This window comes from Alkalibacterium thalassium (assembly GCF_900101165.1).
GTDB classification, from domain to species: Bacteria; Bacillota; Bacilli; order Lactobacillales; family Carnobacteriaceae_A; genus Alkalibacterium; species Alkalibacterium indicireducens.
In genome coordinates, this window is record NZ_FNFK01000017.1 from 1 (window position 1) to 25,890 (window position 25,890).

The 25,890-nt window shown below is 43.7% G+C and carries 23 protein-coding genes, 3 pseudogenes and 1 other annotated feature; of the genes and pseudogenes, 21 read left to right on the plus strand and 5 right to left on the minus strand.

Going from position 1 to position 25,890, the window contains the following annotated elements:
* A partial coding sequence (locus BLR76_RS05340; RefSeq protein WP_176759619.1) for a helix-turn-helix domain-containing protein occupies positions 1–157 on the minus strand: 157 nt, incomplete at its 3' end.
* A gap of 76 nt (positions 158–233) precedes the next feature.
* Here BLR76_RS05340 and BLR76_RS11775 point away from each other — a divergent pair.
* The 3 genes from BLR76_RS11775 (at position 234) to BLR76_RS05350 (ending at position 3,532) form a co-directional block, all read left to right on the plus strand.
* Positions 234–377, plus strand: a complete 144-nt coding sequence (locus BLR76_RS11775) for a hypothetical protein (protein WP_176759620.1) — start codon at positions 234–236, stop codon at positions 375–377.
* Positions 378–723: 346 nt separating this feature from the next.
* Positions 724–1,908 (plus strand): carboxylate--amine ligase, encoded by a 1,185-nt coding sequence (locus tag BLR76_RS05345; RefSeq protein ID WP_091266421.1) that lies wholly within the window; start codon positions 724–726, stop codon positions 1,906–1,908.
* Positions 1,909–1,960: 52 nt separating this feature from the next.
* Positions 1,961–3,532 carry a Mur ligase family protein gene (locus BLR76_RS05350; RefSeq protein ID WP_091266425.1) on the plus strand — a complete coding sequence of 524 codons (1,572 nt, stop codon included), beginning with the start codon at positions 1,961–1,963 and terminating at the stop codon, positions 3,530–3,532.
* A 127-nt stretch (positions 3,533–3,659) separates the two neighbouring features.
* Here BLR76_RS05350 and BLR76_RS05355 read toward each other — a convergent pair whose 3' ends face one another.
* Positions 3,660–5,066 carry an MATE family efflux transporter gene (locus tag BLR76_RS05355; RefSeq protein ID WP_245683042.1) on the minus strand — a complete coding sequence of 469 codons (1,407 nt, stop codon included), beginning with the start codon at positions 5,064–5,066 and terminating at the stop codon, positions 3,660–3,662.
* Between the two features lie 355 nt (positions 5,067–5,421).
* On the opposite strand from BLR76_RS05355, the gene BLR76_RS05360 reads away from it, so the two are divergent.
* The 14 genes and pseudogenes from BLR76_RS05360 (at position 5,422) to BLR76_RS05420 (ending at position 18,234) form a co-directional block, all read left to right on the plus strand.
* Positions 5,422–6,768, plus strand: a complete 1,347-nt coding sequence (locus tag BLR76_RS05360; RefSeq protein ID WP_091266428.1) for a Sapep family Mn(2+)-dependent dipeptidase — start codon at positions 5,422–5,424, stop codon at positions 6,766–6,768.
* A gap of 245 nt (positions 6,769–7,013) precedes the next feature.
* On the plus strand, positions 7,014–7,286 hold the full coding sequence (locus tag BLR76_RS05365) for a hypothetical protein (protein WP_143009193.1): 273 nt from the start codon (positions 7,014–7,016) through the stop codon (positions 7,284–7,286).
* A gap of 107 nt (positions 7,287–7,393) precedes the next feature.
* A complete protein-coding gene (gene cuyB, locus BLR76_RS05370; protein ID WP_091266433.1) occupies positions 7,394–8,089 on the plus strand; it encodes a cysteate racemase in 696 nt (231 codons plus the stop codon).
* A 72-nt stretch (positions 8,090–8,161) separates the two neighbouring features.
* Positions 8,162–9,613, plus strand: coding sequence for a UDP-N-acetylmuramoyl-L-alanyl-D-glutamate--2,6-diaminopimelate ligase (locus tag BLR76_RS05375; protein WP_091266436.1), 1,452 nt, complete (start codon positions 8,162–8,164; stop codon positions 9,611–9,613).
* Positions 9,614–10,059: 446 nt separating this feature from the next.
* Positions 10,060–10,485 carry a CopY/TcrY family copper transport repressor gene (locus BLR76_RS05380; RefSeq protein WP_091266438.1) on the plus strand — a complete coding sequence of 142 codons (426 nt, stop codon included), beginning with the start codon at positions 10,060–10,062 and terminating at the stop codon, positions 10,483–10,485.
* A 79-nt stretch (positions 10,486–10,564) separates the two neighbouring features.
* Positions 10,565–13,042, plus strand: a complete 2,478-nt coding sequence (locus BLR76_RS05385) for a heavy metal translocating P-type ATPase (RefSeq protein WP_091266440.1) — start codon at positions 10,565–10,567, stop codon at positions 13,040–13,042.
* 36 nt (positions 13,043–13,078) lie between these two features.
* Complete coding sequence (locus tag BLR76_RS05390; protein WP_091266442.1) at positions 13,079–13,291, plus strand: heavy-metal-associated domain-containing protein; 213 nt, start codon at positions 13,079–13,081, stop codon at positions 13,289–13,291.
* A gap of 212 nt (positions 13,292–13,503) precedes the next feature.
* Positions 13,504–14,607, plus strand: a complete 1,104-nt coding sequence (locus BLR76_RS05395) for a hypothetical protein (protein WP_091266445.1) — start codon at positions 13,504–13,506, stop codon at positions 14,605–14,607.
* 195 nt (positions 14,608–14,802) lie between these two features.
* Positions 14,803–15,450, plus strand: coding sequence for a pyroglutamyl-peptidase I (gene pcp, locus BLR76_RS05400; RefSeq protein WP_091266448.1), 648 nt, complete (start codon positions 14,803–14,805; stop codon positions 15,448–15,450).
* A gap of 56 nt (positions 15,451–15,506) precedes the next feature.
* On the plus strand, positions 15,507–15,941 hold the full coding sequence (locus tag BLR76_RS05405; protein ID WP_091266451.1) for a cation:proton antiporter domain-containing protein: 435 nt from the start codon (positions 15,507–15,509) through the stop codon (positions 15,939–15,941).
* Between the two features lie 47 nt (positions 15,942–15,988).
* Positions 15,989–16,265 (plus strand) — a binding site (T-box leader).
* Positions 16,266–16,330: 65 nt separating this feature from the next.
* A complete protein-coding gene (locus BLR76_RS05410) occupies positions 16,331–16,549 on the plus strand; it encodes a hypothetical protein (RefSeq protein WP_091266454.1) in 219 nt (72 codons plus the stop codon).
* 97 nt (positions 16,550–16,646) lie between these two features.
* Positions 16,647–16,799 (plus strand): annotated as a pseudogene (locus BLR76_RS12460) (ATP-binding cassette domain-containing protein); the annotation flags it as partial.
* Between the two features lie 6 nt (positions 16,800–16,805).
* A pseudogene (locus BLR76_RS12465) lies at positions 16,806–16,976 on the plus strand (MetQ/NlpA family ABC transporter substrate-binding protein); the annotation flags it as partial.
* A gap of 61 nt (positions 16,977–17,037) precedes the next feature.
* Entirely contained in the window at positions 17,038–18,234 is a 1,197-nt protein-coding gene (locus tag BLR76_RS05420; protein WP_091266458.1) for an amidohydrolase, read from the plus strand.
* A gap of 91 nt (positions 18,235–18,325) precedes the next feature.
* Here BLR76_RS05420 and BLR76_RS12355 read toward each other — a convergent pair.
* Both BLR76_RS12355 and BLR76_RS05435 read right to left on the minus strand, forming a co-directional pair.
* Positions 18,326–20,130: pseudogene (locus BLR76_RS12355) on the minus strand (ABC transporter permease/substrate binding protein).
* Positions 20,120–21,328, minus strand: a complete 1,209-nt coding sequence (locus tag BLR76_RS05435) for a quaternary amine ABC transporter ATP-binding protein (protein ID WP_091266463.1) — start codon at positions 21,326–21,328, stop codon at positions 20,120–20,122. The pseudogene BLR76_RS12355 and the gene BLR76_RS05435 overlap by 11 nt, the downstream one beginning before the upstream one ends.
* A gap of 492 nt (positions 21,329–21,820) precedes the next feature.
* Here BLR76_RS05435 and ehuB point away from each other — a divergent pair, with 492 nt between their 5' ends.
* Genes ehuB through ehuA form a run of 4 tightly spaced genes read left to right on the plus strand, consistent with a single transcriptional unit; the run spans position 21,821 to position 24,859 of the window.
* Positions 21,821–22,702, plus strand: coding sequence for an ectoine/hydroxyectoine ABC transporter substrate-binding protein EhuB (ehuB, locus tag BLR76_RS05440; RefSeq protein ID WP_091266465.1), 882 nt, complete (start codon positions 21,821–21,823; stop codon positions 22,700–22,702).
* A 41-nt stretch (positions 22,703–22,743) separates the two neighbouring features.
* Complete coding sequence (gene ehuC, locus BLR76_RS05445) at positions 22,744–23,391, plus strand: ectoine/hydroxyectoine ABC transporter permease subunit EhuC (RefSeq protein WP_091266467.1); 648 nt, start codon at positions 22,744–22,746, stop codon at positions 23,389–23,391.
* 6 nt (positions 23,392–23,397) lie between these two features.
* Positions 23,398–24,051, plus strand: a complete 654-nt coding sequence (ehuD, locus tag BLR76_RS05450; RefSeq protein ID WP_091266470.1) for an ectoine/hydroxyectoine ABC transporter permease subunit EhuD — start codon at positions 23,398–23,400, stop codon at positions 24,049–24,051.
* A 16-nt stretch (positions 24,052–24,067) separates the two neighbouring features.
* Positions 24,068–24,859, plus strand: a complete 792-nt coding sequence (gene ehuA, locus BLR76_RS05455) for an ectoine/hydroxyectoine ABC transporter ATP-binding protein EhuA (protein WP_091266473.1) — start codon at positions 24,068–24,070, stop codon at positions 24,857–24,859.
* 143 nt (positions 24,860–25,002) lie between these two features.
* Here ehuA and BLR76_RS05460 read toward each other — a convergent pair whose 3' ends face one another.
* Entirely contained in the window at positions 25,003–25,821 is an 819-nt protein-coding gene (locus BLR76_RS05460) for a MerR family transcriptional regulator (RefSeq protein WP_091266475.1), read from the minus strand.
* Between the last annotated feature and the right edge of the window lie 69 nt (positions 25,822–25,890).

Below are 25,890 nucleotides of genomic sequence, written 5' to 3' on the forward strand. Positions count from 1 at the left end.
CGGGCGTATTGTTGAGCATTTGTTTCGTCTCTTTATAGTGGTCGATCTTGTCGCTAAGCATTTGATTATAAATGAAACGGGCACAGCCAAAACAGTTCGCAAAATAGTTTTTTTGTTCTTCATTTGGGTAGAGCCGATACTTATAAGCTTTTAACATATTCTTCACCTCCTCTTACGCTTTGTTACTTGATTATACTGTAAAAATACCGTACAATCAAGTCGGAGGTGAGTATATGTCTGACAAAGAACGCGTAGAAATACGTATGCCAAAAGTTATTCTAGAAAAAGTAGACGCATACCAAAAAGAAAATGGACTGCCGACAAGAACGGCAGCTATCCTTGAACTAAAACTAATAAGAAACGGTCTTGAGAAATAACTTCAAGCTATCGCTTGACCGACATTCATCTCCCACTTTCACTGGTGCTTCGTACCCATACGTTTAGAAGTGGGAGACTTCTTTCGGAATTACGTTAAAGATTCAGATGGACTAAGGAGCAGTAAAAGAAATTAAAGCGTATGAAATTAGAAAAACACTCTCTTTTTTAAATGATTTTCAGTATGATATAATAGGAACTGATGAATTTTGGTATAAGAGGCTGGGTAAAAGCCTCGATAGTCTGGTATGATAACTGAATAACACAGTGAAATAGAATGACTTTCAAGTCACACCTACTAAAAATAGAATTGAAAAGACATGACATTAATGAAAAGAGTGAATAGGAATGAAGACTGATCACAAAGCGGTCGTTTTAGGGTGCAATTATTATATCGGGTTAAGTATCATCAGATGTCTAGGACAGCAGGGGATTTATGTAACAGGGGTCCACTATCAGGAAGAAGGCGCTTATGCATTTAAATCAAAGTATTTATCTGAGCGAATGATTGCCCCTCACCATGAAAAAGAGGCAGAACAGTTCAAGAACTTTCTGATTGCATATGCTAAAAAGCAGACACACAAGCCAGTTTTGTATCCCACGGCAGACCCGTTTGTTCTGCTGATCGATAAATATTTTGATGAACTGAAAGAATACTACTTGTTCAACCAGACCCAGCAGGGCTTCTGGAGCGATATCATCGACAAAGACAAATTGTATCTGCTGGCGGCAGAGCATAATGTACGTGTACCGAAAAGCTTCAGCACAGATGATGAACACCTCATTGAAAAAGTCGAAAGCGAACTGGGATACCCATGCATCATCAAGCCGTTCGATTCGTCGACCTTCGTTTCTACATTCAGACGCAAGCTGTTTAAAATCAATAATAGAGAAGAGCTTCTTGAAAAGCTGGAAGCAGTGAAGGAAAAAAATATCGATGTCGCTGTCCAGCAGCTCATTCAGGGGTTCGACGATCATATGTATACCTTTGATGCTTACCTGAACCAGGATGCAAAAGTGACACACTGGCTGACAGCACAAAAGCAGAGGCAGTACCCGATCAACTTCGGTGCGTCTGTTTACATCAAGCAGACTCATGTACCGGAACTGGCAGAAATAGGTATTCCGTTCCTCGAAGGTATCGGCTATAAAGGTTTTGCAGAAATTGAGTTCAAGAAAGACGAGCAGACAGGCAAGTATTACCTGATTGAAATCAATGCCCGGACCACAAACTTCAATCAGATGCTTGCAGAATTGGGCTTCAATATGCCGCTGCTGGCATACAAAGAACTGACAGGACAACCGATCGGAGAGCAGACTCTGGAGGAAACAACAGGATACGGCTTCCACTACATGTATGAAGACTTACATGCCACACGAGCATATCTGGCGTCCAAGCAGCTGTCAGTCGGTCAAATTGCTAAAACGTACACAGATAAACGAGTGGGAGCAATATGGGATCGTAAAGATCCAAAGCCAGGTTTCGCTTATCTAGGTGTTCTTTTCGGCAAGGTGAAAAAGAAGCTGTTTTAAGAAAAGTGAATGAGCTGTCAAGGACCAGCTTATTAAAAAGGAGAAACAATACATGCGCTTATCAGAATTACTTGAATCGATAACACTCATCGATTCTATAAATCAAAACGATGTTGAGATTGATAAAATAGCTTATCACTCTGGAGAGGTCGAGTCCGGCACACTGTTTGTCTGCATTAAAGGGTATCAGACTGATGGACATGAATATGCTGCAAAAGCTGTGGAGCAGGGGGCTGCGGCTTTAGTTGTCGAACGTTTTATTCCTGATCTTGATGTCCCTCAATATAAGGTAGAAAACAGCCGTCAGGCTCTGGCTGCACTTGGGAACCGTTACTATGATCACCCATCGAAAGCTTTCACAGTGATCGGAATAACAGCGACGAATGGAAAAACTTCTACTTCGTTCATGACCAATTCTATTTTGGAAGAGAACAAGCTGAATACTGGGCTTATCGGGACAGTCATGGTCAAGTACGGAAAAACTGTTGTACCGAGTGTCCTGACGACGCCTGAGTCTCTGGATCTTCATGGATATTTTGCAAAAATGAGACAGGAAAATATATCTCATGTAACTATGGAAGTATCTTCTTCGGCGCTGGACCTAAGTCGAGTAGGGAATGTGGATTTTGATATCGTGGCTCTGAACAATATCAGTCGGGAGCATATTGATTTACATGGCTCTTTTGAAGAGTACTATAATGCTAAAGCAAGTCTGATCAGAGAAGCTGGATCAGGTCAGTTTGCTGTGTTAAATCTTGATGATGATTACTCCGCGTCCTTAATCAGTCAGACAGAGGCTAACGTAGTGACTTACGGCTTGAAAGATGATTCCGGGCACTTATACTGCTCAGATCTGGATATTGCGAGCGGGAGAGGCTCCTTTAGAGTGGAAGTTAGAAAACCGTTCAAGACGATCACAGGCAGGACGATTGAACAGACCAGTTTCAGAATAGACTTGTCTGTAGCAGGCTATCACTCTGTGTATAATGCAATGGCGGCGGTCACTATCGGTCTGATCAGCGGTGTGGACATTGAGACAATACAGTCCGGAATAAGCAATTTCAAAGGTGTTGAACGTCGATTCCAGTTCATATATGAAAATGATTTTAAGATCGTGGATGATCATTTTGCAAATGCAGGGAACATAGATGTTACCCTTGAGACTTTGACCAAGATGGATTACAAGACACTTCACATTGTTTATGCGATCAGAGGAAGCCGTGGTGTGACAACTAACCGTGAAAATGCTGAGGCTTTAGCTAAGTGGGCGCCTAAATTAGGTCTGGAAAAAGTTATTGTATCTCTGAGCGAATCCCATGTCATTGATAAAGATGATGTACTTCCTGAAGAGCTTGAAGCCTTTAAAGAAGAAATGGACAAAGTTGGTGTGGAAATCGAACTGCACAAGGAAATGCCGGATGCACTCCAGTCAAGTCTGAAGCAAGTACAGAAAGGGGATGTCATCCTTCTTGGCGGGGCACAGGGAATGGACTTTGGAGCCAAATATATTCTTCATCAGCTGGTTGAAATGAGACCGGAACTCGATAAAGAATCGGTGCTGAAGCCCTTGACTCAAAGAGTAGCTGGAATAGATGAATCCTTCCTTGATAAGGAACGTAAATAGTAAAGCATTGAGGGTTAGTGAATCCCTTTATCAGGAGCATACAAAAAAACCGAAAGAATCTTTGTACATTGGACAAAAGATCTTTCGGTTTTGCTTTATACACTGGAAATTAATTCCTGCTGGTGAATTATTTTAATTTTGAGGAAGCGAAGGTCGTTTCCAGATCTGACATATCGTTTTCTTCTTCCAGAGTGATGGCCATGCGACCGGACAAGGTTCGTTTAGTTGAGCGGTATGCCATTACCAGAGGAACGAAGGCCGCAAACCAGGCCAGCGGATTGGCAATGGCAGCACCCATGAAACCTAGCGGGATGGACAGGAAGGCTGCGGCACCTATACGCGCCAGTAGTTCACCTATACCGGCAACAGTAGGAGCCAGGCTGTTTCCAAGCCCTTGAAGCGTGTGTCTGTATATGAAGAGAACAGACAGGACAGCATACAATGTAGAATTCGACAGGAAATAGAACTGAATCATGCGTAAAACTTCCGCAGGGGCATCAGCACCGACGAACAAGGTTGCCAGATTTCGTCCCCATAGCATCAGTAGGATACCGATCACGATACTGTAGACGACACTCATTTTTACAGCTTTATCGACACCGTACCAGACCCGATTCAGTTTTCTGGCACCGTAGTTCTGAGCGGCATAGGTGGACATCGTCACCCCGAAGGACTGTAGGGGAAGGACAGCAACAGCATCGATTTTTTGAGCAGCTGTATAGGCAGCCACTGCAGTAGCTCCCAGCTGGTTCAATGTGATGGTGATTGCCACAGAACCGATTGCGATAATCGAATACTGAAAACCGTAAGGCAGACCGATTCGTAGATGCTCTTTAAATTCTGCAGCACTGAGTTTCCAGTCTTCCTTATGAATTCTGAGAATGGGCACTTTCTTCCATATATAAAGCAGACATAGAACACTTGAGGTGATCTGAGCAGTTACCGTCGCCAGAGCAGCCCCTCTGATACCGAGATCGAACACCAGGATATAGGTATAATCCAGAATGATGTTCAGAAGAGAAGTAATGATAAGAAAATAAAGCGGTGTTCGGCTGTCACCAATGGCACGCAGAAGATTGGCCAGATAGTTGAACATGATCACTGCACCGATTCCTCTGAACAGGACATTCAGATAATCGTAGGCATACGCATAGGTTTCTTCAGGCGTCTGCATGATCGTAAGTATTTCTTCAGTAAAAGTCGTCGTCAGGATAGTCAGTACCACAGCGATAGTTACACTGATTATCAGGCTGGTTGCCAGATTCTGTCTCAGGCTTTTTTCATCTTTACGTCCGAAACGCTGAGCGGTGATCACCGCCAGCCCGGCTGTAATCCCGATCGCCAGTCCAAGTATCAGAAACTGGAGACTGAGAGTTGAGCCAATGGCAGAAAATGCCGTGACTCCGATCGTCTGACTAACGATGAAGGCATCAGCCATATTATAGAACTGCTGAAATAAATTACCGATTAATAAAGGGATCATAAATCCAATAATCAGTTTCACCGGATTTCCCTGGGTCATGTCTTTTTTCACATGTCATCCTCCTAGCTGTAAATGAACAGCGCATGACAAAGTGTCACTTTTACGCGTCATTGGTTCCAATCAATTAAATTAAGTACCCAGTAATTATAGCCAGAAAAAATATAATTACAATAGAAATCGACAAAATAATTTAAAATATGTAGGGACCTTTAAAGTTAAGCGGATAAAGCAACTTGGGTATGAATGTATGAAAGATTTTGCTATACTCGTTTTGACCATATAATTAGTAAGCTGATAATATTTGTATGACCATAAAGCCACGATACATAGGATCACAGAAGTGGCAGCACAAATAACTTAAGAAGTGCAAGAAGCAAGTATATTATTTAAGAAGAGGGATCCGTCAATGAATGAACGAATAACTAAATCGATAAAAGTAGATAGCCTGCGTGCACTGAAAAAACTCATAAATATTCCGTCTGTCAATACATCCAACGGGAATGAACGATCTTTTCCTCCTTTTGGAAAAGGCATCGATGCAGCTTTAAAAGAAACGCTCAACATTTGTGACAAGCTGGGGATGGATACCTTCTATGATCCTGAGGGCTTCTACGGCTATGCAGATTATGGAGACGGTGAAGAGACGTTAGGTATTCTCTGCCATCTGGATGTCGTGCCTGAAGGAGACAAAGAAAAATGGGATAGTGATCCGTTTACAGCAACAGAGCGTGATGGTGCGGTCTACGGCAGGGGAACTCAAGACGATAAAGGTCCGACGATTGCTGCTTTATATGCGTTGAAAGCTCTTATCGATGCTGAAGAGACCTTCAGCAGAAAAGTCCGCTTTATTTTCGGAACTGATGAAGAAACCTTGTGGCGATGCATGAAAATGTACAAAGCGCATGAAACGATGCCGGACCTTGGATTTGTGCCTGACGGGACCTTTCCTCTTACTTATGCGGAAAAAGCGCTGCTTCAAGTCACTCTGACTGGCCCCGGTGCAGCAAAAATGGAGGTCCACTGCGGAGAATCACCAAATGTTGTGCCGGATACTGCTGAGTATTCGGATGGTCAAGTCGACCAGCTTTCTGCAGTGTTTGATCAGATGGATGGGCCTTACACAGTAGAAGATAATAGAATCATTGTACATGGGAAAAGTGTGCACGCGAGTCAGGCTCAGGATGGAAAAAACGCAATTGCCCTTCTCGCAAAAGGACTGGTAGGTTTCCAGCCTCACCCGGCAGTCTCATTCATCGGAGAAAAAATAGGAGTAGAAACAAACGGCTTCACTCTGTTCGGAGAAGTTAGAGATGATATCTCCGGAGAGCTCACGCTCAACGTCGGTAAGCTTGAAATCAATGATAATTATTCTGAAGTGGTGCTGGATATACGTATCCCCGTCACGCACGATAAGCAGAGAATCGAAACAGCGTTGAAGGAAGCCGTAGAATTATACGGCCTAGAATACAAGGAATTCGATTATTTGCCGTCTCTCCATGTCCCAGTTGAAAGTGACCTGGTTCAGACCTTGCTCGAGCTTTATAAAGACAAAACAGGTGATGATTCAGAACCGATGACAACTGGAGGAGCGACTTATGCAAGAGCGATGCCTAACATGGTTGCTTTCGGCGCTCATTTCCCGGGGCAGGAAAGTCTGGCCCATCAGGAAAATGAGCATATTACTCTGGACGACTTCTATACTTCCATGGATATTTATTCAGAAGCGATTTTTCGTCTAGCTTGTGTGAACTGACTAGACTTAAAATTTATTGACAAACAGATTACAGTTTGACTTTTTTTGGGACATATCGCTTTCTCTCGTATTATAATACTACTATAATTATATTACATTTTTAGTTGTATGTTTTTGTAATTTTATTGTATTATTACACGGTTTAAGGTCTGGAGTGTTTAAAATGAGTGAAAAATCGAGCTGATGACCTCTGAAAAATACAAAGTTCAACGACAATACATTAAAAATTATAGATGCTATGTTCATTGAACATTTTTCTCACCTTACGTCTAGTGGCTGATTACTTGTTTATGAAAGTGACGGATTATGCTGAGCACGAGATGCACACACCCATGAACGAATTGAGTGTTGACACAGCTATTTATGAAGAGCCAATCAGTTCCATGAATCGAGACGGGTGGCGTGAGCTGAATATACTTGAAGCTTTAGGTCCGAATGCGAGTACTTTAGATTTCGATATCAGTCGGACAATCAATAGTCAGCCTGAATGGCAGGATGTGCAGGGAAATATCGACTGATTCAGCTGAATTCAATAAGGGGCTCAAGAGAAGGCCTGTAAATCCAAGCAGAAAAACTGAAGTCAGTTCTTAAAATATAAGTTGATGAAAAGAGTGAAACTAATTTTATGAATACGAACATAATTGGTGTGCTGGGAGGGATGGGCCCACTTGCTACGGCAAGTTTCTTCAGGAAGATCATTGAAGAAACCGAAGTCACTAAAGATCAGGATCATTATCGCGTAATTATCGACAGTAATCCTAAAATACCTGACCGAACGAAAGCTATCCTATACGGGGGAGAGTCTCCCCTGTTAGAGATGATAAAGACGGCACAGAATCTTGAGCAATCCGGAGCTACTGTACTGGCTATGCCATGCATTACAGCTCACTACTTTCATGAAGAAATACAGAAACACGTGTCTATTCCTTTTTATCATGTACTCCAGGGGTTAGATGACTATTTAGCGGATAACTTTGCTTCTGTTACTAAAATAGGCGTGCTTTCTACAACAGCAACGAAAGAAACAGAACTTTTTCAAACGTACATTAAAAGCAAATCCGTTCTATTCCCCGATCAGTCGGTACAGGAAGAGAAAGTCATGCGGGCAATTTTCGGTGAGAACGGAATCAAACAGGGAAACAGCGGCGAGTATCCAAAACAGTTGCTTAAAGAAGCAGCGGATCAGCTGATCGATGAGATGGGCTGCGAGCTGATCATTGGGGGATGCACAGAAGTGGAACTGGTCCTGGGATCAGACGATTTGAGTGTGCCTTTCATCGATCCGATGAGAGCGGCAGCGAGGATGCTGACAGAAAGATAAAAAAAATCGTAGAATGCGGTAGGGATAATACACGTCTGCGTAATAGTATAGGTAAATTAAGGAGATCTTAAAGTGAAATGGAGAGAAATAATACATCAGATTGAAGGTATCGAAACAGATGATGATCTGAATACTATTGAAATAGCAGGAATCAATGAACGGGCAGACAGAATAAGCGAAGGAGAAATTTTTGTCGCCATAAAAGGATTTCAGAAAGATGGACATGATTTCATTGACCAGGCTATTGATAATGGGGCAGCTATAATCATCGGGCAGAAACCTGTGACGGGCTTATCTGTCCCGTATGTTCAGGTGGAAGATTCCAGAAAAATGCTCGGAACACTGGCTGCAAGTTATTATGGTTATCCTTCAAGAAGTAAGTTAGTGATTGGAGTGACCGGAACGAATGGTAAAACTACGACGGGGCTCTTCACTACGCATCTGCTGAGAAAAGCAGGTTATACGGTCTCCTTCTTTGGAACGGTATTTAATGAAGTGAACGGCAGACGGGTGGACAGTTCATTAACTACTCCAAGCGCTTCGGAAATTCAGAAATTTCTGGCTGAATCAGATGACGAAACAGTCGTAATAGAGGTCTCTTCACAAGGTCTGCAGCAGCACCGGATGGAAGGAATGTTCTTCGATTATGGTCTGTTCACCAATCTCCAGCATGACCATCTGGACTATCATAAAACAATCGAAGAGTACTTTTCAGCAAAAAAGAAGCTGTTTTCACTTCTTAAACCCGGAGGGAAAGCTGTCATCAATAGCGAAGACACATGGGGGAAAAAACTGAAAGACCTTCTTCTCGAAGAGGACATAGAGGTTCTGACAGTAGGAGAGTCAGATGAGGAGAACACTCATTTTACATTCCGTGCTGAAGGAGAGAGCGAACTCCTGATGGATGGGAAGATAGTTAAAGTGGATGCGCCGTTACCAGGCAAGCATAATCTGCTCAACTTGGCCATGGCAGGAACTGTAGTGAAAGATATAGGACATGATATCAGTAATCTGAATGAAATGATCAAAGACCTCGAGCCTATTCCAGGACGGTTTGAAGTGTATACAATAAATGATGACGTCAAGGCGATCATTGACTATGCGCATACGGCTGAAGCGCTGGAGGCAGTCTTATCAACATGCAGGAGCTTGTATCCTGATCATAGAATATGCCATATTTTTGGCTTCAGAGGCAGTCGTGATCATTCCAAACGTGAGAAAATGTTCGATGCGTCCGTTTCAGGAAGCGACTGCACTCTTCTGACACTGGATGATCTGAATGAAGAACCGGAAGAGATCATGAAAAACAGCTATATGAAACTGGCACTGAAGTATCCTGAAAATAAAGTGACTGTAATCATGGACCGGACGATGGCCGTCAAACAAGTCATTGACGAAGCAGAAGAAAAGACGCTTATTATTCTTACAGGAAAAGGACATGAAAAGTACACAAGCACCTTTAACCTCTCCACCCATACGGATAAAGAGACAATCGACTACTTTGTAGACTATTATTCATTTTAAACTGAGAGTTTATCTTTCCCTCACAGGTCAGTTGACCAGGGTAAGATAAACTTTTTTCTATGCCTTTCTTGGGCTAAGTGCTGAAGTTAGTTTGTCTGGAAGGCTACAATGCAGACTGGATGCGGGCTAGCAGTGGAACTCGAAGAAGAGACGAACCTGAGTTGAGGAGCAAACGCGATAGCCCCGGAACTCAAATGGAGAACGTAACTGAGTCTAACTGCAATCACTTTAAGCTTGAGATGAAAAAACCCGTTAAAACGGGTTTTGACTACTTAATGAAACAGAGTAATCCTAAAAATAACTAATCTCTGGACATTATATATCTGAAAACAGATCAGCTACTAAAGATTATAAGAGAGGTAAAATAAACCTTGACATCTATCGGCTACAATTGTAAACTATAAATACGAACCAACATTTACAATTGTAATCATAGGAGAGGTAAGATGAAGGACATACAAATTTCCCCGTCAGAATGGGAAGTAATGAGAGTCGTCTGGACGACGCATCCCATTACAAGCAAGGAAATCAGCCGTATCCTCAATGAAAAGAAAGACTGGAAACTAGCTACTACAAAGACACTTATTGGACGTCTGGTGAAAAAAGGGATGCTGACAACGGCGCAGAACGGTCGTCAGTACGATTACTCGCCAGCTGTTACAGAAGATGAAAGTCTGAAGGAAGCATCAGAGCATCTATTGAACCAGGTCTGTACTAGAAAAGTAGGCGAGCTTATCGAAATGATGCTTGAGAGCAGAACACTTAGCATTAAGGACCTGGAATCGCTGGAAAAAATTATTCAAATGAAAAAAGAGAATGCTCCTGAAGTGGTAGTCTGTGGATGCATTCCCGGCCAGTGTACATGTAGTTAAAAGAATGAGAGAGAAATCGGTCAACTGGATAGTTGTACTCGACTCAACAGAGACACAACCGAATCAGGAGGAGAAAATAATGGACTCAAAATCATATCCGGTCGAAGGCATGACCTGTGCGTCATGTGCCTCGACTATAGAGAAAACGGCAGGAAAGGTATCAGGCGTCGTCGAAGCATCAGTCAATCTGGCTTCTGAAAAACTGACTGTCAAGGTAGATGAAACAAGCTTTGATCCAAAAGAGCTGGAGCGGGAGATCGATGCATCAGGCTATACTGTAGTCATGCCTCAGATGGTCAATGCAACCTTTAATATCGAAGGGATGACCTGTGCATCATGTTCTGCGACCGTAGAAAAAACAGCATCCAGACTTGAAGGGATGGCTTCGGCGTCAGTCAATCTGGCCTCAGAAAAAATGAATGTCACATACAATCCGCTTAAACTTTCTGTGAGAGACATAGAAGATGCGATCAATCAGACGGGATACAAAGCTACCCCGAAAGAAGAGGATGAAGCAGAGGTAGACGGACCAAGAGAAGAAGCGAGCGAGTCGAAGGAAGATGTACTCAAGAAGCGAGTTATCTGGACTGCCATATTTACTCTGCCACTTTTTTACGTATCAATGGCTCCAATGATCGGCATCATGCTTCCGGGACCGATTGATCATATGACAAATCCGATTCCCTACGCGTTGCTTCAGTTGATCTTGACGATTCCTGTGATGTGGCTGGGTCGTTCGTACTTTGAGCAAGGATTCAAAACCTTATCTAAAGGACATCCAAACATGAATTCCCTGATTTCGCTAGGTACAGTAGCGGCATTCGTATACAGTGTAGCTGCCACTTATGCGATCATAGTGGATGGGGCCGATCTGGCGATGATGCTGTACTACGAGACAGCCGCTGTAATTCTGGCGTTCCATACACTGGGCAAGTATCTGGAAGAGCGTTCTAAAGGTCGGATGTCCGAGGCAATCCAGAAGCTGATGGATCTGGCACCGAAGACAGCCCGCATCGTTCATAATGGCGAAGAAGTGGGAGTGGCGGTCGAAAGCGTCTCTCCAGGAGATATTGTCCGCGTTCGACCGGGAGAGAAAATGCCTGTAGATGGTGTGATCATTAAAGGGCGGACAGCCGTAGATGAATCAATGTTGACAGGAGAGAGCATGCCAGTTGAAAAGAGTGAAGGGGACGACATCATCGGTGCTAGCATGAATAAGAACGGATCGATTGATTACCGGGCAACTAAAGTTGGAAAAGATACCACCTTGTCCCAGATTATTCAACTGGTAGAGGAAGCTCAAGGATCAAAAGCACCTATTGCCAAACTGGCTGATATTATAACCGGCTACTTTGTGCCGATTGTTATTGGACTGGCTCTTATTTCCGGACTGGTCTGGTTGATAGCTGGCCAGAGTTTCATTTTTTCCCTGACTATTATGATTTCCGTACTGGTTATTGCCTGTCCATGCGCCTTAGGTCTGGCGACTCCAACTGCAATCATGGTCGGAACGGGTAAAGGAGCGGAACATGGAGTGCTGATCAAGAGTGGGGATGCACTGGAAACGATTCATAATGTCCAGACTATTGTCTTCGACAAGACTGGGACGCTGACTGAAGGAAAACCTGTTGTGACGGATGTCTTCGTTACTGAAGGCACTGACTGGTCAGAAGAAGACCTGTTAGCTTTGGCAGCTTCTGCAGAAAAAGGCAGTGAGCATCCATTAGGTGAAGCAATAGTTAAGGAAGCAGAAGAAAAGAACCTGAAGTTGCAGGAGGCGACTGATTTTGAAGCCATTCCGGGTCAGGGACTGACAGCTGAAGTGGACGGCATACGCCTTTATTTCGGCAACAAAAAATTGATGACGGAACAGTCTTTCGAGTATAATCAGATTGAAGCACAGGCAGATACTTTTGCGGATGAAGGAAAAACACCGATGTATCTGGCAGTCAACGGAAAGATTGCAGGGATTATCGCTGTCGCAGATACACTAAAAGAAAATAGTGTGAAAACAGTCCAGTTACTTCAGAAGCAAGGAATCGAAGTAGCGATGATCACAGGTGACAATACCCGTACCGCTAATGCAGTGGCTCAACTTGCCGGTATCGACCGTGTACTGAGTGATGTGCTTCCGGAAGACAAAGCCAATGAGGTGAAAAAACTTCAGGATGAAGGAAAGAAAGTAGCCATGGTCGGGGATGGTATCAATGATGCACCGGCGCTGGCTCAGGCCGATATCGGTATTGCAATCGGTTCTGGAACGGATGTTGCTGTAGAGTCTGCCGATGTCGTTCTGATGAGAAGCGATGTAAAAGAAGTGCTGACGGCTATTGAACTAAGTAAGGAAACATTGAAGAATATCAAGCAGAACTTGTTCTGGGCTTTCGCCTATAACGTAATTGGAATTCCGATTGCCATGGGCCTGCTGTTCCTGCTGGGTGGTCCACTTCTCAATCCGGTATTTGCGGCAGCTGCTATGAGTTTCAGTTCTGTTTCAGTTCTGCTGAACGCCTTGAGACTTAAAAAGTTTGCACCAACTTGGACACAGGCCAGTTAATCAGTAAATCGTATAAATTTGAAGGAGAGATTATTTATGAAATATACAGCAATAGTAGAAGGCATGAACTGCAATGGCTGTGCGAATTCAGTAAAAGCTGCATTCACACAGGTCGAAGGGGTTCAGGAAGTACAAGTAAAACTGGATACCAAAGAAGCAGAAATCGTTTCCGGGACGGAAGTATCTGAAGAGAAGCTCAAAGAAGCTTTAGCTGATACCACATACACTGTTGTTTCTGTTACCTCTTAATAAAATAAAGTCTGAGGGCTGTCCATAAAGCGTCAATGTGGACAGCCTGTTTCTTTTTATAATATGAGAACACTTTCAAAAATGTTATTCTTTCAGTCAAAATTGCTTACAGATACTAAAAAATAGTGTATCATTAAATCATCTCTATCAGATTGATAAATGGAAAACTATAAGCTGAACTAAAACTAGATACTTTTAAAGAAGGTGAAAGAATGAAAAAAGGTAAAGCATACGTACCATTTAGATTCAAATTATCACCCATCAAAAAAATGGCTATGATTCATTTTCATAAAAATCCGGATAGTGAATATGAGGCCTTCGAACTTCATTATATTAGCGGAGAACCATGGGGGGAAGGGTTCAGAGTTCTTGCCTGGCGTACTGATGGATACAGAGACTCATATGTACAGGATACGTTGACTATTTCTGAAGACGAAGAGATCTTGTCTATAGGCGGTAAAGGTCTAAAGGAACGGTACACTGTGGAGTTTGATGAAGGCTATTTTGAACATGCCAACGGTCAGCTGGATGCCGGCTTTGTTTTCAACGACAAATTGGGGCGCCGTATCGTGCTCTATGTCGATGAAAGAGTTGACAAGGACACTAAACCATTGACCTGGCTCCCGTCTGTAGGGAATCATATCCAGGAGCCTCACTCTATGCCTCTTTTCTTCCTGTATAATTTTGACTTCGCCAGAAAAAGAGATACTGAAATTTTCCTGTCTATCGACGGACAGGTAGTCGAAGTCGATCCCTTTGCTTTTCCCAAAGACTTTCAGGCGCGTTATTATGTTGAATTCTCGACTGATTCGGTCGTTACGAATTTTAATGAAGCTGGAAGATATACTCTGGAACAGGTACAGATCGATGAGGATGGCATTGCTAGAGGTGAACATAATACCTATCTTTATGAAACAACGAAAAATGATTTATATAAACTTAAGCGTATCACCGTGGATCACGAAACTAATCCTGTAGAAGTAACCTTCGATCCGGCATTCCCTAATCATCAGGAAGTCAAAGAAGGCCGACCGATTTACGGGGAGTTCAAGATCGTTCCTTCAGGAGAAGCCGGGTTCTTGAAAGGGAAATACAATGTAGTCCATCAGCAGGGGAAAGCAGTCATCAATTTATCTTTTCCGGAAAACTGGAATACACCTAAAGGGGCAAACATTGAGCGTGTCATCAACAGCATGACGCCTAACATCAAGTCATGGTACCGAACGTATCAGTGTACACAGGTAGTTAAACTGGAAAATATGGATACAACGGTTCAATGGAAACGTATCGATCCGGATAGACGTACGCTTTATTGATCAGGCAAAAAGGGGAGACAGCTGACGCGATTGCCGGCTGTCTTTTTGACGTTTCTAGAGTCGTGAACAGAACCAGACGTGCCGGTCGACGAGTTTGAACAAAAAAAGTGTATAACCAGGATGAAAAATAATATAGGCTTACACTAAGAGGATATTAGCTATCAGGGTAATCAGAAAATAGAAAGGAAAGATGATATGAAAATTTTAGTGACGGGATTTGATCCTTTTGGAGGAGAGAAGATAAATCCGGCATATGAAGCCGTCAGTCGATTGGATTCGGAAATTGCAGGAGCTGAAATCATCACTATGGAGCTGCCGACCGTGTTTCATAACTCTTCAGAAGTTCTCAGGGAAAAAATTGAAGAGACTGATCCGGATGTAATTCTCTGTGTCGGACAGGCTGGAGGACGTTACAGTGTTACGCCCGAACGTGTAGCAATCAATATAGACGATGCCCGAATTCCAGATAATAAGAGCAATCAGCCGATCGACGAACCGATTCAGCCAGATGGACCGGCAGCTTATTTCAGCACGCTTCCTATCAAAGCCATGGTAGAGAAAATGAGGCAGGCCGGTGTGCCGGCGAGTGTGTCAAACAGTGCCGGAACGTTTGTCTGCAATCACATCATGTATCAGATGCTCCACATCATCGAAAAGGACTTTCCAGAAAAGACCGGGGGATTCGTCCATGTTCCCTTCATCCCGGAACAGGTCGTAGACAAGCCGAATCTGCCGTCTATGCATCTTGAAGATATTATCCGGGCATTGACTGTGGGAATCGAAGCGATCGTCATGTATCATGGTAAAGAGGATATGAAAGAAACGGGTGGGACGATTCACTAAAGAGAAGAAAGAGAAGAGGTCACTCTCTTCTCGTACATAAGCGGGAGAAGGTAAGTATGCTTACGGGAACTGGATTGCTATTATTATTTGGATACATAGGAGGGAAACTTGTCTCCAGTACTAAACTGCCGCCGTTGATCGGGATGCTTCTTGTCGGAATGGCTTTAGGACCATATGTCCTGAACTGGCTGGACAGCGATCTTTTGACCGTCTCTCAGGATATACGAACCTTTGCTCTGATCGTCATCCTGCTGAGAGCCGGCTTGGGTATTAAAAAAGATCAAATCAAGCAGGTTGGAACAATCGCCTTGAAAATTAGCAGTATTCCTTGCTTTCTCGAAGGTTTGACCATAACTGCCTTGGCTGTCCTATCTATCATCATCACAGCGCCACTTGGTGCAGCGGCGATTTATGCAACGGCTCCGAAACTGCTGACTAAAGGAAAAAATAAAAAAATAAAAATTCAAAAAAGATTTGACAAAGTATTCTGAAGTAAGTATAGTAATAATCAAGTTCTTGAAAATGAGAATAACAGAAGAAAACAGTGTGAAAAGAAAAGTACATTTAGGACATCTTCTCAGAGAGCCTGTAGTGGTGGGAGCAGGTAAGAAAGAATAAATGGAAAATGGTCTTGGAATTGGAGCAGGTGATCCCGGTCGGGTAAGCGTGCTACGGGTTCACCCGTTATAGTGACGCAGTCTACAGGAGTAGTGAATCAATACTGACGCCCTGTGCACTGGCAGAGGCATGACTGGAGACGGTCATGCAAAATAAGGTGGTAACACGATAATCATTAATTATGAGTCGTCCTTAAAAAAGTCTTTGGATTAAGATTTTTTTAAGGACGTTTTTTTATACAATTAAATAGCTATATACTGCAATGAAGAGTAAAGTACACTTACAAGACAGCAACAACAGAGAGCCTGGGCGGGTGAGAGCAGGTTTGCTTGAGCAAGTGGAAAATGGACTCGAAGCAGGGTACCGAGTGTCGGATGAACAGAACATCAGACATAAGGCTGCCATGGGTGCGCCCACTACAGCGCCGAAGCATCGCCTTCATGGGGTGCTTTTAAAGGAATCAGTCGTAAGGCTGGTTTGAATCAAGGTGGTAACACGGGCTTTTCGTCCGTCCTTAAGATTAGTTTAACCTGGTCTTGGGGACGGACGTTTTTTTTGAAATAAAGAGGGGGAGACAGATGATTGAGCTGAAAAATATAGACGTGACTTTTGAGGATAGAAAACAGACTGTAAAGGCGGTTCAGGATGTATCGTTGACCGTCGAAAAGGGCGATATTTATGGCATCGTCGGATACAGCGGAGCCGGAAAAAGTACTCTGGGACGAACTATAAACTTACTGGATCCGGTTAATGAGCAGTCCGATCCTTACGTCAATATCATTGTTGCAAGAGAAGAAGATGCCGATAATGAAGCTTATCAGAAAGTAGATGAAGCCTATCAGGCGGAAGACACCAAAGAAGTCATTGAAGAAACATCCAAAGGCTTTTCCGTACCTGCCTGGGATTAATCTGAAAAGTTTACGAGCGTGTTGAAAACCGTTACCTTAATGAGTGAAAGGAAGAATAAAAATGAGCAGTGTATTAACGGAAACATCAATCAGAGAAGACGTGCAGGCCGGAGCAGATGAGGTCATCGCACTGAGACGCTACTTCCACCAGTATCCTGAGGCGAGCTTAAAAGAGTATGAAACGATCAGACGAATCAAAGAAGAGCTGGATAAACTTGGTGTCCCATACGAATCAGTAGGAGAAACAGGTGCAATCGGAACGATTACAGGGCAGAAAGGGCCAGGAAAAACCATTCTTCTCCGTGCGGACATCGATGCGCTGGAGTTGGAAGACGCCAAAGAGAAGCCGTACAAATCGAAAAATCCTGGGCTACATCATGCGTGTGGTCATGACGGACATACGGCAGCCCTTCTTGGCGCAGCGAAAATCCTTAAAAAACAGGCAGCCCACTTTTCCGGAACAGTCAAATTGGCTTTTCAGCAGGCTGAAGAAATAGGGGCAGGTGCCCGTCAGTTTGTTAAAGGGGGATTCGTTGAAAACACTGATCAGGTATTCGGTCTTCATTTGGATTCCAGTGTCCCGGTCGGCAGTATCGTATCCGTTCCTGGAGCGAGGAACGCGTCATGTGATATATTCAAGATCAATGTTCAGGGAAAAAGTGCACATGTTGCTCAGCCTGACAAAGGAGTGGATGCCTTGTTGGCTGCGGCTGCCATAACCGTTGAACTTCAAAGTATCGTAGGAAGGGAGATTAGCCCTCTGGATAACGCCGTGGTCGCGGTCGGGGTATTGAATGCAGGGACACGCTATAATATTGTAGCTAATCACGCTGAACTGGAAGGAACCGTGCGTACATTCAGTCATGATACGAGACAGTTTGTACTGGAAGCAGTTGAGCGCGTTGCAAAGCATGTGGCTGAATCCCACAGGGCCTCGATTACGTTTGAAAACTATGATGCTGCAGCACCACTTATCAATGCTGAAGAGCCGGCAGCACGTGCGGCAAGGGTTGCTGCAGATATCGTCGGTGCAGAGCGGGTCATCACCAGTCAGCCGAAAAGTCTAGGGGCAGATGACTTTGCTGATTTCCTGGCAGAAGCCCCAGGAGTTTATGCCCGGGTAGGGACCAGGAATCTGGATGATCCGGATACCTGGTACGGCCATCATCATGAGCAATTCGATATAGATGAAAGAGGTCTGGCTTATGCGACTGAACTGCACGTCCGTTATGCATTGGATTATTTAGGAACGAATTAAAAACAGGAAAAAGGCAGGTAATAAACGGTCAGCCCGTTTATTACCTGCCTTTAATTGCGCATTACATCAGATACAAGGTTAAAGGATCAGATTATTCGCCGATTCCTTCAGTCCATTCAGATACAAGATCCGAATTGTTGTCGACCCAGTTGCGGGCAGCATCTTCAGGTTCTGCACCTTCCTGGATTTCAAGCATGACTTCTTCCATGTGGTCTGTTTCCCAGTAGAAATTATCAAGTAACTGATAAGCTTCTGGTAGGTCTTCAGATAGCCCTTCACGTACAAAAGTATCGATTGTTTCAGCTTCTCCGAAAGAACCTTCTGGATCTTCAAGATATTTCAAGTCATAAGAAGAGAACTTCCAGTGAGGAGACCATCCAGTTACGATAATTTCATCCTCATTCTGGTATGCAGTAGTCAGTTCCTGGACCATTGCACCTGAAGAAGATGTCTGTACGTTCCATCCGTCAAGATTTTCGTAATCCTCTAAAGCTTGCTCAGCTGCAGCGACAACACCAGCACCTGCTTCGATTCCTGTAATTGTCTGACCCGCTTCATCTGAAAGATCAGCAATAGAATCAACATCCATATATTCAGGAACGACTAATCCAATTACGGCCCCTTCAAGGTTTGTTCCTAGGTGTTCCATTCTGTCTGAATACTCATCAAATTGTGCTTGGTGAGTACCAGGCAGCCATGCAGCAACCATTGCGTCTGCGTCTCCAGAAGCGACTGCTTCCCACATGATTGCATTGTCAAGAGCTGTCAAAGTAACGTCGTATCCCAAATCTTCAAGTACTTCTCCAACGACGTGTGTTGAAGCAATCTCTGAATCCCAGCTTACATAAGATAAAGTAATTTCATCACCATCGACAACTGTTTCAATTTCTTCACCGTTGTCTGCAGTGTCGCCATTATCTTCACATGCTGCTAAAAATAATACTGATGCAGATGCTGCTGTTAGTCCAAACTTTTTCCATGTCATATCCAAAATAAATCTCTCCTTCATAGTTTTGAGTGTATTTATTGTACTGTGTTTGCTTAATTATCTGATTTATTGAAGCCTTGCAGTACGCGGTCTAGAATGATTGCCAGTACCACTAAAGCAAATCCGGCAACGAATCCAGGCCCAACTTGGGCACGCTGGAGAGCATTGATGACGCGTTCACCTAATCCAGGCGCTCCGATCATTGAGGCAATAACAACCATTGAGAGTGCAAGCAGTACAGTCTGGTTTATTCCTGCCATAATAGTCGGTTTAGCCAGAGGCAGTTCAACTTTGAACAGACGCTGTGATCCGGTACTACCAAATGATTCTGCTGCTTCGATCATTTCATCAGGGACCTGACGGATACCCAGGTTCGTGAAGCGGACAGTTGGGGGCAGAGCGAAAATAACAGCTGAGAATACACCGGGTACCATACCGATTCCGAAAAACGCAACGGCTGGAATAAGGTATACGAATGCCGGCATTGTCTGCATAAAGTCAAGAATTGGGGTAATGATCCAGTTGGCTGTCCGGCTCTTGGCCATCCAGATTCCAACAGGCACACCGATCAGTATGGAAAGCAGACTGGCAACGAGCACAAGCGTGATCGTGTACATTAATGGATCCCATAATCCCTGGTTATGGATGTAAAGTAGTCCCAATAGTGTAAAAACAGGCAGTCCGAGTTTTTTGCGGCCAGCAAAGTATGCCAAAGCCACAAGCAGGACGATGAATAGGAGCGGCGGGATAAATAGAAGCAGATCTGTAATGCCATCCATCAGCCATGCGCCACCGTCACGAATTGCTCCAAAGAACCAAGACAGGTTCTGTGTCAGCCAGGTGATGATATTGGCCATCCATTCCGATACGGGTAAACGGGGGATCTGGTCTAATATACTATTGTTCATCTACTGTTTCCTCCTCTCGCTCTTTCACTAATGCACCAAGGACGAGTCCTCGGATAACGATACCAAGCAGCTTGTCTTCTCCATCAACAATGGCGACTGGAGTCTGACTATTATGAATGACATCGTATAATTCATGAATCAAAGTTTCTTTATGAACTTTAGGAATATCCGTGCGGACGATTTCCTGCAGATCTTTCTTGTCCTGTTTTACTGCCTCCAGAACATCTTCATCCGTGACGTAGCCTTTCAGCACATTGTTTTTATCGACAACAAGCATGCTGGACAAATTATCAGCCTTCATACGCTGCATAGCCACACGCGGGCCACTCTGCTTGATACGAAGAGTTTGAGGGCGTTCCATGATGTTTTCTGCTGTCAGAACTTTAGAACGGTCGACATCTTCAACGAAACGTTCAACATATTCGTTGGCAGGATTCGTCAGGATCTCTTCGCCTGTTCCTACTTGCACGACTTCACCGTCTTTCATGATGGCAATGCGGTCACCGATTCGCAGCGATTCATTTAAGTCATGTGTAATGAAAATAATCGTTTTGTGCATCGTGTCCTGCATTTCAAGCAGTTCATCCTGCATGTCACGTCTGATCAACGGGTCAAGTGCTGAGAACGCTTCGTCCATAAGCAGGATTTCAGGATCATTTGCAAGCGCACGTGCCAGTCCGACACGCTGCTGCATCCCGCCAGATAACTGATTAGGACGCTGGTTCTTATATGGAAGAAGACCGGCATTATCCAGGGCACGTTCAGCTTTCTCCTGACGTTCTGCCTTGTCTACTCCCTGAACTTCCAGTCCATACTCAGTATTTTCCAAAATTGTACGGTGCGGGAATAATCCAAAGTTCTGGAATACCATAGATACTTTTTCACGACGGACTTTTCTTAATTGCTCTTTATCCATCTTAGCAATGTCATCCCCATCGATCAGGATGTTGCCTTCAGTCGGTTCGATCAGTCTGTTCAGCATACGAACCAGTGTAGATTTACCACTACCGGATAATCCCATAATGACAAATATTTCACCTTGTTCTACTTTAAAGCTGGCTTTATTTACACCAACGGTTGCGCCTGTCTTTTCAAGAATGTCTTCTTTTGAATGACCCTTCTTTACTAATTCAAGTGCCTGACGTTCTTTCTTTCCGAAAATTTTCGTCAGATTCTGTATTTCTACCTTAGTAGTCAACAAGTTGTCCTCCTTGTATTTTAATTTGTTTTAAACTTTGACGATAATACGTCGCTGACAGAAAGCAAGTGTTGTCTTCTGCCTACGCTCCACTATTCAATGTACCAAAACAATTTAGTAGTGTAAAACCATACGCCTTTACAGCACTTTATGAGAAGAAATGTTATCGTTTACTAAACCCGTAATCAAACAATTCTAAGAATTTGATTAGAAATGACAAAATTGTTTTAAATTTACCTTTTTTTGAAAAATATTTACCATTTCCAACTTAAACTTGTCACCATCCGTTTAATTTGACCTTTATAAATTAACTTTGTTAATGTAGATATGTGTCTCACGTAAAAATGGCTAAATCTGTGTCTGGAAATTAATCATCATTTTACTGTTCTATCATACAGTATCAGGCGGGGCAGACGAGGATTCTGATAAGAAATCAGTACAATTTACAGTGAGAATCGAAAAGAGTAATCAAAGAACAGGAGGAAAGAGGGAATGAAAGGAATTAGAAGAAAAGGTTTGCTGTCAATAGTAGCTCTTTCTACCGCAACAATATTGAGTGGGTGTCAGCTCTTCGGTGCAGATGAAGATGAAACAACTCTTGAGCGCGTGAAGCGCGAAGGAGAAGTTACAGTTGGTTTTGCAAATGAGCAGCCTTATGCCTATCAGACAGCTGAAGGAGAACTGACAGGCTCATCTGTAGAAATTGCCCGACAGATTATGGAAAATCTCGGCGTCACAGAAATGAATGGCGTGCTGACTGAATTCGCGTCATTAATACCAGGACTCCAGGCTGAGAGATTTGACATGGTAACAGCAGGAATGTTCATTACTCCAGGACGTGCTTCAGCTGATCATGTTCAGTTTGCGAATCCGGAGTACACGATCGGACAGGCTATTGCAGTTGAAGCTGGAAATCCTTTAGATCTGCACTCATACGAAGACATTGCTGAAAATGATGATGCCATCGTTGCTGTGCCTTCTGGAACGGTAGAGTACGACTTTCTGCTGGATGTCGGAGTACCTGAGGGACGGATCGTTACCGTGCCGGATATGCCGTCAGCGCTTGCCGCACTTCAGGCTGGCCGTGCAGATGTCATTACAGCGACCGGACCGTCTCTGCAATCGATTCTGGATACAGCAGCTGATGACTCAATCGAACGTGTGGAAGACTTTACTCAGCCGGTGATCGATGGTGAGGAAGTCATCAACTATGGAGCAACAGTATTTAGAGATACCGATGAAGATTTCATTAATGCGTTCAATGAAGAACTGGAAAATCTAAAAGAATCCGGGGAGCTGCTTGAAATCATTGAACAGTTCGGATTCACTGAAGAAGATCTTCCGGGAGATGCAACTGTTGAAGACGCATTATAATATAGAAGAAACAAGATGAGGACGAAAAGGAGTGGACATTCATGAGTTTTTGGGAGCTGATTGTTTCACTGCTCGGCCAAGGACTGGTCATCACACTGCTGACGACTGTTCTTGCTGCTATCCTGGCATTAGTGCTTGGGTTTATAGGCGGGCTGATGAGACTTTCTAAGAATAAATTTATACGATTCATTGTAGCAATATATGTCGAAGTGTTTAGGGGGACGTCGCTGCTGGTCCAGTTGTTCTGGATCTATTTTGTTTTACCTATGTTTGGGCTGAGGATGTCTGCACTGACTGCTGCTGTTCTGGCGATAGGTTTGAACTACGGAGCCTATACATCAGAAGTTGTACGAAGTGGGATCCAGTCAGTTGATGAAGGTCAGACGGAAGCAAGTATTGCACTTAACTTCACTCGCGTACAGCGCATGAGACGAATCATTATCCCTCAGGCATTTATCATGATGTTGCCGAATCTGGGGAACCAGCTGATTGAGCTGTTCAAAAGTACTTCCCTAGTGGCGCTAATTACATTGACTGATTTGACATATCAGGCAAATGTACTGAATGCAACAACGCTGCAGACCACACAGATATTCACTGCACTGCTCGTGATCTATTTTGTTATAGCTTGGCCTATGACAAAAGGAATGAAAATGTTGGAGCGCAAAATGACAGAAGGGAGGATGTAAGAGATTATGTGGGATTGGAATTATGCCTTCGAAGTCTTACCGGATATCGCTTCTGCCTTGTGGGTGACGATCAGTGCTACACTAGTTGGCTTTGTATTAGCGTTAGTTGTTGGACTAATATGGACACTCCTGATTCGGTCGAATAATAAAATCATATCTAATGTAGCTGATGGAATTGTGAAATTCATCAGAAATACACCTCTGCTGGTTCAGCTGTATTTCATCTTTTATGTCTTTCCGCAATTTGGACTTTCACTTGAGCCATTCACGGCGGGTGTTATCGGTCTGGGGCTGCACTACAGTACTTACCTTTCAGAGGTCTACAGAAGTGGGATAGAATCAGTAGGACCGGGTCAATGGGAAGTGGCAACTGCACTTAACTTTGATACAAGAAAAACATGGACACGTATTATCCTGCCGCAGGCTATACCGCCTGTATTGCCGGTCATCGGGAACTACTTTATTACGATGTTCAAGGAAACCCCGCTTCTGTCGGCCATTACCTTAGTAGAAATACTTCAGACCGCTCAGAATATAGGAGCAAGCACATTCAGATACACAGAACCACTGACTATTGTAGGGGTACTCTTCCTGCTGCTCAGTTATCCAGCCTCCGTCGCGCTTAGACAGCTGGAAATACGAGTAACCGAACGTTATTAATGGAAGGAGAAGAAGAATGAGTGAACCAATTGTAAGATATAACAATGTAACTAAATACTTCGATGATCTTCAGGTACTGGACGGCATCGATTTTGAAATCCAGCCGGGAGAAAAAGTGGCGCTGATCGGTCCATCTGGTTCAGGTAAAACAACCTTTGCCCGATTGCTGATGACGCTAGAGGAAATCACTGACGGAACGATCGAAGTCGAAGGTGATTACCTGTGGCACGAACAGGATGATAATGGTGATCTGAAACCAGCGAGTACGGACCACTTGAGAAAAGTCCGTTCAAACATTGGAATGGTCTTCCAGCACTTCCATCTTTTCCCGCACATGACCGTTCTAGAAAATGTAATGGAAGCTCCTGTGACTGTTCAGGGGAGAGATAAAAAGGAAGCAAAAAAATCTGCAGAGGACATGCTTGACAAAGTGGGACTGCTGGATAAGGCAGATACCTACCCTGCACAGCTTTCCGGTGGGCAAAAGCAGCGTGTGGCAATTGCCCGTGCATTGGTCATGGACCCTAAAGTGCTGATCTTTGATGAGCCGACTTCTGCGCTGGATCCTGAACTTGTCGGTGAAGTGCTTGATGTCATCAAGGACATTGCCGACCAGGGGGATACTTCCATCCTTCTGATTACCCATGAGATGGACTTTGCCAAAGAAGTGGCTGACCGTATCGCGTTCTTTGATGGAGGGAAAATCATCGAAGATGGCCCGCCGTCAGAAATTCTGTACAACCCACAGGCACCTCGCCTGAAAGAATTCCTGGAACGTTTCATGAATACTCAGTCATCACCTGAATAAGAAAAACCGAACAGGCTAACTCAAAACTCTTCAGTCTATAATCAATACGCCAGCTCCTCGCATTATCGTGAGGGTGCTGGCGTTTTTTGATTAAATGAGTCAGTTGAGAAGGCGATCAGCATCCGACTTTCAAGGCTGTCAGCTTAGGACTCTTTCAATAGAAGAGACAATTTATAAACGTAATCGTCATATTTTTTGAAAGACAGTTCGTCGAGTGCAAGGTCTTCCACGAAGTGAGAGCCAACTATGAGCTGTTCCTTTTCTGCATGGACCAGCATCGAGGCATAACCCTTGAGTACATCGTCATCGCCTCCCTTGAAGTATCCGGTCAGGTACTGTCCCCCGGGTAAAATGAAGTTACACAAAGACTGATCTGAGACTTCGGTATATAAAAATCCGCTGTAGTTTTCTGATTCCTGGCTGACTTCCTCGACGGGAACGATTAGCCCTTCCAGAAAAGTGGTCTGAGCGGTCTTCTTATCTAAAGAGGCATAATGTGTTGTATAAGCTTGGTAATAGGAACGCGTATCCAGAACGTTGTCGATCCTGGTAGTCAGCATATGCCGGGCAGAGAACGATTCAATTTGGAACCCGGAAGACAAACTGGCGAGGGTTTCGTCTGTAACACGTTTCTTTTCTCTCATAGCTTGTTCCAGACGATTCAGCCGAGCAATTTTTTTCTGCAGAGCATTTGCTTCTTTTGAAAGCAGCTGTGAAAAACGTTCGGGCGATCGGTTGTCAAGGAAATCCCTAATGTTATTAAGCGGGACGCCGATTTCTTTGAGAGCGGAAATGACTGAGAAGGTTTCAACTTGCTTCAGTGAGTAATACCGGTAGCCATTTTCTTTAACATAGGCTGGTTTGAACAAGCCTTTTTCATCATAAAAGAAGAGTGTATGCTTAGACACACCCACTAATCTGGCAAAACGCCCAGTAGTGATGTAAGCGGATTGTTTGACCATATAAAATTTCCCCCTTGACTATAGAGTAACTCTATACTTTATTATATATAATGAATCAAGTTTTGAAAA